The sequence below is a fragment of the Sphingomonas sp. SKA58 genome (genome assembly GCF_000153545.1).
Taxonomy (GTDB): domain Bacteria; phylum Pseudomonadota; class Alphaproteobacteria; order Sphingomonadales; family Sphingomonadaceae; genus Sphingobium; species Sphingobium soli.
In genome coordinates this window covers 1,201,944-1,215,425 of record NZ_CH959306.1, presented here as the reverse complement: position 1 = coordinate 1,215,425, position 13,482 = coordinate 1,201,944, and the positions used below count along the sequence as shown (strand labels likewise).

Below are 13,482 nucleotides of genomic sequence, written 5' to 3'. Positions count from 1 at the left end.
CCTTCTGATCGAGGAAGGCGATAAATGTCCAGTTACCTGCCGACGCTTAAACAGCTGCAATATCTGGTGGCGCTGAAGGAACAGGGGCATTTCGGCAAGGCGGCCGAAGCCTGTTTCGTGACGCAATCCACACTGTCCGCCGGCATCCGTGAGTTGGAATCGCTGATCGGCGTCACTCTGGTCGAGCGGACGCGCCGCGTGGTCCGGTTCACCGCGCTGGGCGACCGTATCGTGGAAAAGGCGCATCGCGTGCTGCGGGAGGCGGAGGAACTGGCCGCCATCGCTGAAGCGTCGGGCAAGCCGCTGACCGGCGAGTTGCGCATGAGCGTCATCCCGACTATCGCGCCCTTCCTGCTGCCACGCCTTTTGCCCCGGCTGCGTGCCGATCGGCCTGAACTCAAACTCTATCTGCGGGAAGAAACCAGCCAGGCCGCGATCGAATCGCTGCGCCACGGCAATGTCGACTGCGTGCTGCTGGCCTTGCCCTTCCCCACCGGCGAACTGGACAGCGAAATCCTGTTCGAGGACCGGCTCTATGTCGCCTTCCCGCAGGATGATCCGACCAATCCACCCGAATGGATCAAGCCCGGCATGATCGACGAGAGCAAGCTGCTGCTGCTGGAGGACGGCCATTGCCTCAAGGACCATGCGCTCGCCGCCTGCAACCGCCCCGACCTGCGCGCCAGCGCGACGATGATGGGCACGTCGCTGCATACGCTCATTCAGATGGTCGATAATGGCCTAGGCGTCACCATGATCCCGGAAATGGCGATCGCCGGCGGCATATTGGATCATACCCGCATCACCGCGCGCCCACTCAAATCGGACCGCTCGGCCCGCGACATCGCGCTGGTATGGCGGCGCAACAGCCCGCGCGAAAAGGAATTCCACATGCTCGCGGACATATTACGCGACGCCGCCGCGAAGAGCTGCCGCTTGCCTGAAGCTGCGTGAGGGGCGGCGCACTGTTTGAAGGTGAGATTTAGGAGCTGAAGGTTGGATTTGCGACGGTCCGGTTTGGAGGAGGTAACCAACCATAGATGACGCTGCGCTGAAAAAATCCTTCGGTAACAATCGCTCGGTTGCGGACATTCGCGTCATCTGAGATGCTGACGTTGATGATGGATGCGGACCAAGAATGGAGTTTATCCAATCCAGGACCGGACGCGTTTCTCGTTTGGCTCGAGCCGTGGTGTGACGAATTCGAGGTTCCTGTCCGATCTGTCATTACCCTGAAAACGTCAGGCGACCTTGAGATTGAATGGACCCCGCAAAATCTCGTTGTGTGGGCAAGCGGCCCTACGGTGTCTGTTTTTATCGATGATGAGCCGCAAGAGGCCGGCGCTGATAGCATACCGATACCTGACGGTTTAACCAAGGGAATGCTTAACATCCTATTTGCCGATCAACCCACCGCACGCCTAGGCGGCAGGCCTTCGCAATCCATCGACCCGATCTCTTGGTGGTGTCGAGTAAAAGGCCTTTTTAATAGGTAGTTCGCGTTCTGTGGACTTGATGGCCTGAATGAATGGCATATTTCAAGGGGCAGGATTATCAGGCGGAACGACAAAAAATGGTCATATTCGGGCATCCTCCCCTGCCAGGAGAGACTGAGTTCCTCTAACTCCGCCTTTGGCCAGACCCGGCCCTCAGCCGCCCCATTCCTTCGCCTTCGCCTCATCTTCCGCGCGTGCTTCCACCCATTCCGTCGCGCCGCCTTCAAAATGCTCCTTCTTCCAGAAAGGCGCGTGGGATTTCAGCCAGTCGATGAGGAAGGCGCAGCTTTCCAGCGCAGCGGTGCGATGGCGGGAGGCCGTGCCGACGAAGACGATCCGCGCGCCCGGCTCCAGCCGGCCGACCCGATGGATGACGCTGACCCCAAGCAGCGGCCAGCGCGCCATCGCATCCTCGGCGATTCGCGCCACCTGCGCCTGCGTCATGGCCGAATAATGTTCCAGTTCCAGCGCCAGCAGGCCATCGCCCCCGCGCACCACGCCGGTGAAACTGGCGACCCCGCCGCCGCCCAGCGCCTCCAGCGCGGCCAGTTCACCCGCGACGTCGAAATCCTGCACCTGGATCACGACCCGGTTCATCCGCCCGTCACCGGCGGAAACAGCGCAATCTCCCGTGCGTCGCCGATCGGGGTTTCGAGCGGCGCAAACCGCTGGTCGATCGCCGCGCGCAGCCGGGCGGGATCGCCCAGCGCCTGCGCATAGCCGCCGCCGCGCGCCGCCAGCATCGCGACCAAATCCGCGACGGTGGCGCCGGCCTGCGCCCGCTCCACCTGCTCCTCGTCGCGGCCAATGGCTTCGCGCACCCAGGCGAAATAGACGATGGTGAGCGTCGCCATGGCCATCAATCCATATGGCTGATGCCGACGCGCAGATAATCCCAGCCGGTGATCAGCGTCAGGATCGCGGCGGCCCACAGGGTCGCGATCCCGACCATCTGCACGAAGGGAAATTGCGGCACCGCCCCCGCCAGGATCAGCGCGCCGAGCGCAATCAGCTGGAAGGTCGTCTTCCACTTGGCGAGCCTGGACACCGGCACCGACACTTGCAATCCGGCGAGAAATTCGCGCAGGCCCGACACGGCGATTTCGCGCAGCAATATGATCATCGCGGCGACGATGTGCAGGCCCGCAATGTCGCGCGTCGCCGCCAGCATCAAAATCACCGCGCCGACCATGATCTTGTCCGCGATCGGGTCCAGAAACACGCCCAGTTTCGACACCGTGCCCTGCGCGCGCGCCAGATAGCCGTCGAAATAATCGGTAATGCCCATGAGGCAGTATAGCGCGAAGGCGAGCGTATAGCCGGTCGTCCAGCGCGCACCCATTTCCGCTGGCCACAGCAGCGCGACGAGCAACGGAACGGTCAGGATGCGCGAAAGCGTCAGCAGGTTGGGCAGCGTCAGCATGGGCGCGGACTGCCACAGTCCGGCGCTGCGCACAAGCAGGCGAAAATCGCTCGCGCATGCCGGCCGCCCTGCCCGCATGCCGCAACCATTGGACATGGACGCCGCCAACCGCTAGACCCCGCCCCGGTCGCTCACGGGAAAGAAGATCCCCCATACATGCAAGCCTCGCTCAGGCTCCTGAACAAGCGCCGTTTCCTGCCGCTTTTCGTCACTCAATTGCTTGGCGCGTTCAACGACAATCTGTTCAAGAACGCGATGGTGCTGTTCGTCGTGTACCAGGTGTATAACGACGAAAAGTCCGAAACCTGGTTCAGCGCGCTGGCGACGGGCCTGTTCATCCTGCCCTTCTTCCTGTTGTCCGCGCTATCCGGACAATTGGCCGACCAGCGCGACAAGGCGGTCATCATCCGCTGGGTGAAGGGGGCGGAAATCGCGATCATGACGGTGGGCGCGGTCGGGCTGGCGCTAATCTGGAGCGGCATCACCGTCCATACGCTGGCGATCCCGCTCTTGCTGGCGGCGCTGTTCGCCATGGGCATCCATTCCACCTTCTTCGGCCCGATCAAATATGCGATCCTGCCGCAGCATCTGCATGAGGACGAAGTGCTGGGCGGCACCGGACTGGTGGAGGCCGGCACCTATATCGCAATTCTGGCGGGCACCATCCTGGCCGGCCTCATCCCGGTCGAAATCGCCGCTGTCTGCATCATCGCGACCGCGCTGGTGGGTTATGTCGCAGGGCGCAAGGTGCCGCCGGCACCATCTATGCTGGACGCGCAGCCAATCGACTTTCACATCATCCGGTCGTCCATCGCGCTGGTGCGCGGCACCATGCATATCCGCCGCCTGTTCCTTGCGATCATGGCGATCAGCCTGTTCTGGGCGGTCGGATCGATCCTGTTCATCCAGTTTCCCCCGCTGGTCAAGAATGTGCTGACCGCAGACAAGCCGGTCGCCAGCCTGTTCCTCGCCATTTTTTCCATCGGCATCGCCATCGGATCGGTTGCGATCAACCGACTGTTGCAGGGTCATGTATCCGCCAAATATGCGCCCGCGTCGGTGATCGGCATGGGCCTGTGCATCGTCGCTTTCCATGTCGTGTGCGACCTGTGGGCGCCCGCGCCAAACGGACAGATGCTCTCGCTGTCCGAATTCATGGCGCACCCGCTGGCCTTGCCGCTGTCGCTCTGCCTGCTGGGCGTGGCGACGTTCGGCGGCATGTTCGTCGTGCCGCTCTACGCCTTCCTCACCACCACGGTCGAAAAATGCGAGGCGGCACGCACTGTTGCCGCCAACAATATCGTCAACAGCGGGGCGATGGTGATCGGGTCGCTCTGCGCCATCAGCCTCAGCGTCGCGGGCGTGTCGGTCGTGATGCAATTGCTGCTGGTGGCCGTCCTGTCACTGCCCTGCGCAGCGATGGCGTGGAAACTGCACAAGGCATGCGACGGCCCGATTTGTCACTGACGCGGCCAGTGACGCCGCGCCGGGCTTCAGAAAATGAAGCTGTAGAAGGCCGTGAAGAAAGCGCAGAAGCTCAGCGCGAACAATTTCCAGTCCTTGTCTTCATCCGCCAGCTTGCGTGCCTGGGGCGTACCCTCGTCGCGCACGCGCAGGACATGGGCGGGCAGGCTCTGCCGGAAGGGGTGGCGGGCCGATTCGGTCGTGAGGACAAGAGGACGGATTCGCATCATGCGTTGTTAACGAATAATTTATCATTTGTGCCATGCCTTCGTAATGCCAATTTGCCGATGTCCCGTGACGGGACAGGCTTGACTGTATGATGTGAATAACACAGCATGAGCGAACCGATGAACGACACACGCCCCGTCGAGCCGGCTCCGCTGCCGTCGCGCACATTTGGCGCTGGTCCGCCAAGCGCCTTCGCGCCGCCCTCACCTTGGCGGCGCAGGGTGCAGATTTTCGGCTGGATGCTGGCGGTCCTTCTCGCGCTGCTAATGATCCTAGTCGCCTGGCTGGCTATCACCGCACCGCTGTCCCGCTCGCTAAAGCCGATCGTCCCGCCCAGCATCAGCCTGATGTCGGCGGACGGTCATCTGATCGCACGGCGTGGGGCCGTCATCGATACGCCGGTGACGATGACCGAATTGCCGCCTCATGTGCCGCAAGCGTTCATGGCTATCGAGGACCGGCGCTTCCCCACCCATTGGGGCATCGATCCGCGCGGCGTTGCGCGGGCGATGTGGCATAACCTTTGGTCCGATGGTGCGTCGCAGGGGGGCAGCACCATCACCCAGCAACTGGCCAAGGGCGTGTTCCTTTCAAGCGACCGGACGCTTGGCCGCAAGGCGCGCGAGGCGCTGATCGCGCTCTGGCTGGAGGTCTGGCTGACCAAGGATCAGATCATGGAGCGCTACCTCTCCAACGTCTATTTCGGTGACAATGTCTATGGCCTGCGCGCGGCGGCTCGCCATTATTTTAATCGCGTGCCCGCGCGCCTCACCGTGCCGCAGGCGGCGATGCTGGCCGGCCTGCTCAAGGCGCCGTCCCGCCTTGCACCCACCGGGAATTTGTCCGGCGCGCGCGCGCGCGCCGCGCTGGTGACGCAGGCGATGGTCGATGCGGGCTATCTGACCCAGGAAGAACGCAACCGGCTGCGCCCGGCGCGGCTCGACGTGCATGAGGATCCGGACGCCACCAGCGGCACCTATTTTGCCGATTGGGTGCTGCCCATCGCCCGCGATCGCGCGGGCGCGGTCTATGGCGAACAGCAAATCGAAACCACGCTCGACTGGCGCATCCAGCGCCTTGCCGAAGCCGCCGTGCGGCGTGCGCCGCTCGGGAAGGCGCAAGCCGCGCTGGTGGCGATGAAGCCGGACGGCAGCGTCGTCGCCATGGTGGGTGGCAAAAATTATGCGAAGAGCAGCTTCAACCGCGCGGTGCAGGCAAAACGCCAGCCCGGATCAACCTTCAAGCTGTTCGTCTACCTCGCCGCCTTTCGCGCCGGCATGACGCCCGACGACATGGTGGACGACACGCCCTTCACCTCCGGCAGCTATCGACCCGCCAATCATGGCGGCAAATATCGCGGCCGCATCACCCTGCGTCAGGCGTTCGCCGCCTCCAGCAATGTCGCGGCGGTGCGACTGACGCAGCAGGTCGGCGTTGATGCCGTCATCAAGGTGGCGCGCGACCTGGGCGTCACCGCCCCGCTGACCGAGGATCTCAGTCTTGCGCTTGGCACATCGGAAATTCCGCTCATCGAACTGGCCGAAGCCTATGCAGCGGTCGCGGCTGGCAGCTATCCGGTCGTGGCCCACGGCCTCCCGCCCGAGAACGAAGGCTGGTTCGCGCGGCTGATGCAGCGTCAGCGGCGGTTCAGCGAAAATCACCTGGCCATGATCCGCGACTTGCTCTCCTCCGCCGCCAATCGCGGCACGGGCAGTGCCGCTGCGCTGCGCACCAGCACCTTCGGCAAGACCGGCACGACGCAGGACAGCCGCGACGCCATTTTCGTCGGCTATGCCGGCGGGCTGGTGACAGCGGTATGGATCGGCAATGACGACAATAGCCCGCTGCCCGGCGGCGCGGCGGGCGGCGGCGTGCCCGCGCGCATCTGGCGCAATTTCATGAGCGGCGCGATCAACGAACCGGTCGAGGATGCGCCCGAAGACACGCAGGACGCCGATCTGGTCAACGCGATCGCCAACATCACGGTCGAAACCGGCATAGGCAATCTGGAACTGGGGGTGGATGAAGACGGCATGACGGTCAATCTAGGCCCGAATCAGCTGCGCCTCCCGTCCGATCCGCCTGCGCCCGTTCCGCCCGCCAATGCGCCCCCACCACCGATCGCGCGCACGCAGCCTGCCGGCGAGGATGACGGCCCCTGAAGCGCAGGTTCGTGAAGCTTTGCATGGTTAATCGCCGATAGAGGGGTGGCGGGCAGGCGCGCCACGGCGCATCCGATTTCACATTCAAGCGATTCCAATGATATAAGGGCCGCCGACTCTTTGGAAGAGGGCAGCCAATGACCAGGGAACTGATGAGCGTGCGCAGTTCGGAGCAAAAGGCGCTGGCTGCGCGATGGACAATCGCGGCCGAAGCGATGGAAGCGCTTGCTGGCGCACGGTCGCTCGATGCGATCGTCAATGTGCTGCGTGCCTTTGCCCGCCGCGCGGTGGGCGCGGACGGCATTGCGGTGATCCTGCGCGAAGGCGGCCTGTGCCATTATGTTGCTGAGGATGCGATGGCGCCCCTCTGGTCGGGGCAGCGTTTTCCCGCCGGCAATTGCGTGTCGGGATGGGCCATGCGCCATGGCGAAACCGCCATCATTCCCGACATATTCAACGATGCGCGCGTGCCGGTGGCGGCCTATGAACAGACCTTCGTGCGCTCTCTGGTCATGGTGCCGATCGGCCGCAGCGAAGCGACGGCGGCGGTCGGCGCCTATTGGTCCGAACAGGGCGAGCCGACCGACAATGAAATTGCCCTGTTGGAAGCGCTGGCCCGCGCTGCCGCCACTGCGCTGGAAAATGGGCGGCTGTTCGCTGCGCTCGAATCGCTCAATGACCAGCTTGACCAGAGGGTGCAGGAACGAACGCAGGAACTGGAACAGTCGCAGGACATGCTGCGCCAGCTTCAGAAGATGGAGGTGATGGGACAACTGACCGGCCATGTCGCCCATGACTTCAATAATCTGCTGACCCCGATCATCGCCGGCCTGGATCTCATCCTGTCGCCACGGCGCACCCCCGAATCGATTGACCGTCATGCCGGCATGGCGCTGCAGGCGGCCGAGTCCGCGCAGATCCTGGTGCAGCGGCTGCTGACCTTCGCCCGTCGCCAGCCCCTTTCGCCCACCGCGGTCCACTTGCCCGATCTCCTTGCGGGGATGGAGGCGCTGCTTGCCAGCACGCTCGGCCCGCGCATCACGCTGTCGACTGACCTGCCTGCCGACCTTCCCCCGGTTCATGCCGATGCCAACCAGCTCGAGCTGGCGATCCTGAACCTGGCGATCAACAGCCGCGATGCGATGCCGGATGGCGGCACGCTTACCATCGAAGCCGAGCGGCTTTCGCCACCCCAAGGCCTCGCGCCGGGCGACTATGTCCGCATCACCATCCGGGACACTGGCACCGGCATGACGCCAGATGTGCGCAAGGCTGCCATAGAGCCATTTTTTACGACCAAGACGGGGGGTCATGGCCTGGGCCTGTCGATGGCGCACGGCCTGGCTGGCCAGCTTGGCGGCACGCTCCAGATCGACAGTGAAGAAGGCGCGGGCGCCGCCATCCTGCTATGGCTGCCGGTGGAACAGAATATTGCACAAACCGGCGATCCCGACCAGCCGCAACCGGGCGAACGCCGCCAGACCGGGAAGCTGCTCCTCGTCGACGACAATGCGCTGGTTCGCGCCAGCACGCGCGATATGCTGGCCGAGATGGGCTATGATGTCGTCGACGTCGATCATGCCGAACTGGCGCTGAGCATGATCGACGCGGGCTATCGCCCCGACATCGTCGTCACCGACCATGTGATGCCAGGCATGACCGGCGCCGAACTGGCGATCCGGCTGCGCTGCGACCATCCGGACATCGCCTTGCTCATCATTTCGGGCTATCAGGGCATAGACCTGATCGCGCCCGACATCGTGCGCCTGTCCAAGCCCTTCCGCCCGTCGCACCTGCAAGCCAGCATCTCAGCCGCGCGCGCCCAGCGCGCCTGACATCACCCGCCGCCATAGGCTCAGAGCGTCTGCCCCGCCGCCCAGCCGCTCGCCCAGGCCCATTGGAAATTATAGCCGCCCAGCCATCCGGTCACGTCCACCGCCTCACCGATGGCATAAAGGCCGGGCACCCGCGCTGCTTCCATCGTGCGGGAAGACAGGCCGGCTGTAGCAATGCCCCCTACCGTGACTTCGGCCTTGGCATAGCCCTCCGTCCCCGACGGCGTGAAGGGCCAGTCCGCCAGTCGCGCGGTCAATTGCCGCAACGCCTTGTCGCTCAGCGCGCCCAGCTCCCCCTGCACCCCGGCCCGTTCCAGCAGAGCGTCGGCCAACCGTTCGGGCAACGCCTGGCCCAGCAGCTTGCGTATCTGCGTGCGCGGTCGCGCCCGCTTTTCCTCCAGCAGCCAGTCCGCACCGCGATCCGGCAGAAAATCGACCTGGATCGGCGTGCGATGCTGCCAATAGGAACTGATCTGCAACATCGCCGGCCCCGACAGGCCGCGATGCGTGAACAGCGCGGCCTCGCGAAAGCGGGTTTTGCCCCATCGCACGCCCACATCCGCCGACACGCCCGACAGCGCCTGGAACAGCGCATCGTCCGGTCCCAGCGTAAACGGCACCAGCGCCGGGCGCGGTTGCACCACCGACAGGCCAAAGTGCCGCGCCACATCATAGGCAAAGCCGCTCGCGCCCAGCTTGGGAATGGATGGACCGCCGGTCGCCAGCACCAGCGCAGGCGCGCGATGCTCCTGCTCGCCCACGTGAACGCGATACTGGCCGTCGCCATGGTCGATGTTCGTCACGGCCGCGCCCAGAATCATGGTGACGCCACCCGCATCGCATTCGGCCTGCAACATCGCCACGATCTGCCGCGCCGAACCGTCGCAGAATAATTGCCCCAGCGTTTTCTCATGCCAGGCAACGCCATGACGCTCGACCAGCGCCAGAAAATCCTGCGCGCTGTAACGTCCCAGCGCGGACTTGGCGAAATGCGGATTGGCCGATAGATAGCGGTCGGGGGCGGTATGGATATTGGTGAAATTGCACCGACCGCCGCCCGAAATCAGAATTTTCTTGCCTGGTGCATCGGCATGATCGACCAGCAGCACGCGCCGTCCCCGCTGCCCCGCAACCGCCGCGCACATCATGCCCGCCGCGCCCGCGCCCAGGATGATCGCGTCCCATGACTGCTCGACTGGCCTCACCATCAGCGCCCCCGTTTCAGGCGCACCAGCGCCTCATCCAGCGCCGAGAGGAATCGCGACCGGTCCGTTTTGGAAAAGGGCGGCGGCCCGCCGATCGCATCGCCGACCGCCCCCGCGCGCAAATCCGCCATGATCGCCCGCGTCGCGACCGCCGCGCCGATCGAACTGGTGGTGAAGGGTTTGCCATTGGGCGCGATCACCTGCGCCCCCGCCTTCAGGCACCGGTCCGCCAGCAGGATGTCGGCGGTAATGCAAATGGCTTGCCCGCTTGCCCGCTCGGCGATCCAGTCGTCGGCCGCATCGAACCCGTCGCTCACCACCACCCGCTCCACCAGCGGATGCGCCGGCACGCGGATGATGCTGTTGCTGACGATGGTGACAGGCACCTCATGCCGCCAGGCGACCTTGTAGATTTCGTCCTTGACGGGGCAGGCATCGGCATCGACCAGGATATTCATGCCGCCCGCGATAGGCCGCGCGGCCCGGCGAAACAATGGCGGCGGCTTATTTCATCCCAGCATCCTTCCCTGCCTTCCGCAAATCGCATTCCTGTCCTACATCGGCGGTATGAGCGCCCCCCTCTACAATACAGACATATTGCGGCTCGCCGCCAGCATCCCGCATCATCAGCGCCTTGCCGACCCGCAGGCCAGTGTGGAGAAGCGCTCGGCGACCTGCGGATCGCGGGTGACGGCGGACGTGCGCATGACCGATGGCCGGCTCGCGCAACTCGGCCTTGACGTAAAGGCCTGCGCCTTGGGGCAGGCGTCGGCCGCGCTGATGGCCGCGCAGGCGATCGGCCTCACCGCAGATGAACTAACGGACGCGCGCGATCGCCTGACCGCCTATCTGGCGGGCGAAAGCGAGGATCTGGATTTCTGGCCCGGCTTGGCGGTGCTGGCGCCGGCGCGCGGCTATCCCGCGCGCCACGCCTCCATTCGCCTGGGCTTTGAAGCCATTGCGGAAGCCGCGCGGATGGCGGACGCTTGATGGAAACGACCAGCGCCACCGACATGCTGCTAAGCGAAGGCGTCATCCTGCTCGGCGCGGCCGTCGCCTTCGTCATGCTGTTCCGCCGCTTTGGCCTTGGCGCGGTGCTCGGCTATCTCGTCGCGGGTGCGCTCGTGGGGCCGCAGGGGCTTGGCCTGGTCGGCGGCGGCGAATCGAAACTCGCCATCGCGGAAATCGGCATCGTGCTGCTGCTGTTCCTCGTCGGGCTGGAACTCCACCCCGCGCGGCTCTGGCGATTGAAGCGCGACATTTTCGCGCTCGGCCTTGCGCAGGTCGTGACCTGCGGCTGCGTGCTGACCGCGATCATCTTCTACTCGACCGGCTTCAGCTGGGGCGCGGCCATCGCGCTCGGATTGCCCCTCGCCCTATCCTCCACCGCGCAGGTGCTGCCGGGCCTCAAATCCAGCGGCCGGATCAACTCGCCCTTCGGGGAAAAGGTCTTTTCGATCCTGCTGTTCCAGGATCTTTCGATCGTCCCGCTCATCACCATCATCGCGGCCCTGTCGCGCAACCCGGCCGATGCCGGTGGTCCGCCCGGCTGGGTGATGGCGGGCTACACCGTCGCGGCGATCGCCGGGCTGGTCCTGGCCGGCCGCTTCATCCTGCGTCCGCTCCTCTCGCTGGTCGGGCGTATGGGCGAGCGCGAACTGTTCGTCGCGGTTGGCCTCTTCACCGTGCTGGCTGCCGCCGCGCTGATGCACGCGCTGCATCTTTCCACCGCGCTCGGCGCCTTCGTCGCCGGCGTCATGCTGGCCGATTCACCCTATCGCCATGAGATAGAAGCCGACGTCGAACCCTTCCGCTCGATCCTCCTTGGTCTCTTCTTCCTCGCGGTCGGAATGGTTCTGGACCTTGGCGCCGTCATCGCCAATCCGCTGTTCGTTCTGTCCATGGCCGCGATCCTGGTCGCGACGAAGGCAGCGATTATCACCGGCCTTGGCCGCCTGTTCGGCATGAACTGGCAACAGGCGCTGGGCGCGGGCCTGTTGCTGAGCCAGGGCGGCGAATTCGGCTTCGTCCTCTTCACCCAGGCGCAAAATGCACTGCTGATCGCGCCCCAGGCCGCCAGCCTGTTCAGCGCCATCGTCACTTTTTCCATGGCGACCACGCCGTTCCTGATGCTGTTTGCCCGCCGCTTTGAATTTGCCAGGGACAAGGAACGCTATGACCTGCCGGGACCGGAGGATGCGCCGCGCGGATCGGCGATCATCGTGGGCTATGGCCGCTTTGGCCAGACCGTCGCGCAGATGCTGATGGGCCACGGCTTTGGCGTCGTGCTGATCGACAAGAAGCCCGCCCAGATCGAAGTGTCGAGCCGCTTCGACATGAAGGTCTATTATGGCGATGGCACGCGCATCGATCTGCTGCGCCGTTCGGGCGCGGATGAAGCGCGGCTGATCGCCTTCTGCATCGACGATCCCAGCCTTGATTCGCGCGCGCTCCAGCCCATCGCGGAGGCCTTCCCGCAGGCCGCGATCATGGTGCGCGCCTTCGACCGGCGGCAGGTGCTGGCGCTCAAGGATATCGACCTCGCCGGCGTCGTGCGCGAAGTCTATGAATCGGCCATCTGCATGGGCGTGCAAGCGATGGAGACGCTGGGCGTCCCGCCCAAGGAGGTGGAGGAAGTGGAGCGCCAATATCGCGAAAATGACGACCAGCGCATGGCGCTCCAGATCGAGCATGGTACGCTGCTCGCGGCCAAGGACCTGATGTACCGCCCTGGCAATGGCATGCGGCTGCTCAGCCGCGGGGATGGAGACGGCGCATGATCGCGATACTGGCCTGCCTCTCTGCGGCACTTGCCATCGGCGCAGGCGCATTTGGCGCGCATGGCGTCGCCGATCCCAAAGCCGCCGAATGGCTGCGCACCGGCGGCTTGTATCAGCTTGTCCACGCCGTCGCGGCGCTCGCGGTCGTGGGCACAGCGCGTGGCGCGGCCGCGCTGATGCTTGCGGGCGCGACGATTTTCGCCGTCTCGCTCTACATCATGGCGCTAGGCGGTCCACGCTGGCTGGGCGCAGTGACGCCGATCGGCGGCGCGCTGATGATCGCAGCCTGGCTGTGGGCCGCCTGGACCTTCGGGCAGCGCTGACGCGCCGCCCTTGCCCGATCCGGCGACTGCGCATAGATTGGATCTTATGGCCAACCACCACCATCATCACGAACCGACCGGCGCGAAGCTGGCCGATGCCGCCCGCGCGACGCTGGAGGCGAAGAACGAGCAATGGACGCCGATGCGCGCCGCCATATTCGATGCGCTGGCGTCCGAAGATCGTCCCGCGTCGGCCTATGACATCGCCGACACCGTGTCGAAAGCGCGCGGCAAGCGCGTCGCGCCCAACAGCGTCTATCGCATCCTCGACCTGTTCGTGACCAATAATGTCGCGATGCGTGTCGAAAGCGCCAATGCCTATATCGCCAACGCCCATCCGGGCTGTCACCATGACTGCATCTTCATGGTCTGCCGCAATTGCAAGCAGGCGACCCATGTCGATGACGACACAGTGACAGGCCAGGTTCGCGCCATTGCGCAACAGGATGGCTTCCACCCCGAACGCCCCGTCATCGAGATACTGGGCCTGTGCGCCAAGTGCGCGGCCTGATGACGATAAGGACGCCCGGCCCGCGCAAGGCCGGACGCGCAGCGGAGACTATGCC

15 protein-coding genes are annotated in these 13,482 nt (G+C 64.7%); 9 read left to right on the top strand and 6 right to left on the bottom strand.

Annotated features, from left to right (window positions below):
• Window positions 1–24: 24 nt before the first annotated feature.
• Window positions 25–954: a hydrogen peroxide-inducible genes activator gene (locus SKA58_RS06435; RefSeq protein WP_009821577.1), complete on the top strand. Its 930-nt coding sequence runs from the start codon at window positions 25–27 to the stop codon at window positions 952–954.
• Window positions 955–1,106: 152 nt separating this feature from the next.
• Complete coding sequence (locus SKA58_RS20285) at window positions 1,107–1,496, top strand: hypothetical protein (protein WP_037542199.1); 390 nt, start codon at window positions 1,107–1,109, stop codon at window positions 1,494–1,496.
• A gap of 153 nt (window positions 1,497–1,649) precedes the next feature.
• Here SKA58_RS20285 and SKA58_RS06425 read toward each other — a convergent pair whose 3' ends face one another.
• Genes SKA58_RS06425 through pgsA form a run of 3 tightly spaced genes read right to left on the bottom strand, consistent with a single transcriptional unit; the run spans window position 1,650 to window position 2,919 of the window.
• Window positions 1,650–2,093 (bottom strand): molybdenum cofactor biosynthesis protein MoaE, encoded by a 444-nt coding sequence (locus SKA58_RS06425; RefSeq protein ID WP_009821575.1) that lies wholly within the window; start codon window positions 2,091–2,093, stop codon window positions 1,650–1,652.
• Complete coding sequence (gene moaD / locus SKA58_RS06420; protein WP_037542678.1) at window positions 2,090–2,350, bottom strand: molybdopterin converting factor subunit 1; 261 nt, start codon at window positions 2,348–2,350, stop codon at window positions 2,090–2,092. The genes SKA58_RS06425 and moaD overlap by 4 nt, the downstream gene beginning before the upstream one ends.
• A gap of 5 nt (window positions 2,351–2,355) precedes the next feature.
• Window positions 2,356–2,919 (bottom strand): CDP-diacylglycerol--glycerol-3-phosphate 3-phosphatidyltransferase, encoded by a 564-nt coding sequence (pgsA, locus tag SKA58_RS06415; protein WP_037542676.1) that lies wholly within the window; start codon window positions 2,917–2,919, stop codon window positions 2,356–2,358.
• Window positions 2,920–3,075: 156 nt separating this feature from the next.
• Between pgsA and SKA58_RS06410 the strand changes: the two genes are divergently transcribed.
• The gene (locus tag SKA58_RS06410) at window positions 3,076–4,386 is read left to right on the top strand and encodes an MFS transporter (protein WP_009821572.1); all 1,311 of its coding nucleotides are present in this window, start codon (window positions 3,076–3,078) and stop codon (window positions 4,384–4,386) included.
• 26 nt (window positions 4,387–4,412) lie between these two features.
• On the opposite strand, the gene SKA58_RS06405 is transcribed toward SKA58_RS06410, so the two are convergent.
• Entirely contained in the window at window positions 4,413–4,610 is a 198-nt protein-coding gene (locus SKA58_RS06405) for a hypothetical protein (RefSeq protein WP_037542674.1), read from the bottom strand.
• Window positions 4,611–4,718: 108 nt separating this feature from the next.
• On the opposite strand from SKA58_RS06405, the gene SKA58_RS06400 reads away from it, so the two are divergent.
• Both SKA58_RS06400 and SKA58_RS06395 read left to right on the top strand, forming a co-directional pair.
• Window positions 4,719–6,773 (top strand): transglycosylase domain-containing protein, encoded by a 2,055-nt coding sequence (locus SKA58_RS06400; protein ID WP_009821570.1) that lies wholly within the window; start codon window positions 4,719–4,721, stop codon window positions 6,771–6,773.
• Between the two features lie 137 nt (window positions 6,774–6,910).
• Entirely contained in the window at window positions 6,911–8,608 is a 1,698-nt protein-coding gene (locus tag SKA58_RS06395) for a GAF domain-containing hybrid sensor histidine kinase/response regulator (RefSeq protein ID WP_009821569.1), read from the top strand.
• Between the two features lie 20 nt (window positions 8,609–8,628).
• On the opposite strand, the gene SKA58_RS06390 is transcribed toward SKA58_RS06395, so the two are convergent.
• Together SKA58_RS06390 and SKA58_RS06385 are read right to left on the bottom strand one after the other, a co-directional pair.
• The gene (locus SKA58_RS06390; protein ID WP_009821568.1) at window positions 8,629–9,816 is read right to left on the bottom strand and encodes an NAD(P)/FAD-dependent oxidoreductase; all 1,188 of its coding nucleotides are present in this window, start codon (window positions 9,814–9,816) and stop codon (window positions 8,629–8,631) included.
• Window positions 9,816–10,271, bottom strand: coding sequence for a YaiI/YqxD family protein (locus SKA58_RS06385; RefSeq protein ID WP_009821567.1), 456 nt, complete (start codon window positions 10,269–10,271; stop codon window positions 9,816–9,818). Before SKA58_RS06385 ends, SKA58_RS06390 begins: the two co-directional genes overlap by 1 nt.
• Before the next feature lie 109 nt (window positions 10,272–10,380).
• On the opposite strand from SKA58_RS06385, the gene SKA58_RS06380 reads away from it, so the two are divergent.
• Genes SKA58_RS06380 through SKA58_RS06365 form a run of 4 tightly spaced genes read left to right on the top strand, consistent with a single transcriptional unit; the run spans window position 10,381 to window position 13,427 of the window.
• Window positions 10,381–10,803, top strand: coding sequence for an iron-sulfur cluster assembly scaffold protein (locus tag SKA58_RS06380; RefSeq protein ID WP_037542672.1), 423 nt, complete (start codon window positions 10,381–10,383; stop codon window positions 10,801–10,803).
• Entirely contained in the window at window positions 10,803–12,593 is a 1,791-nt protein-coding gene (locus SKA58_RS06375) for a cation:proton antiporter domain-containing protein (protein ID WP_009821565.1), read from the top strand. Before SKA58_RS06380 ends, SKA58_RS06375 begins: the two co-directional genes overlap by 1 nt.
• Window positions 12,590–12,916 (top strand): DUF423 domain-containing protein, encoded by a 327-nt coding sequence (locus SKA58_RS06370; RefSeq protein WP_009821564.1) that lies wholly within the window; start codon window positions 12,590–12,592, stop codon window positions 12,914–12,916. The genes SKA58_RS06375 and SKA58_RS06370 overlap by 4 nt, the downstream gene beginning before the upstream one ends.
• 46 nt (window positions 12,917–12,962) lie before the next feature.
• A complete protein-coding gene (locus SKA58_RS06365; RefSeq protein ID WP_009821563.1) occupies window positions 12,963–13,427 on the top strand; it encodes a Fur family transcriptional regulator in 465 nt (154 codons plus the stop codon).
• Window positions 13,428–13,482 lie beyond the last annotated feature (55 nt).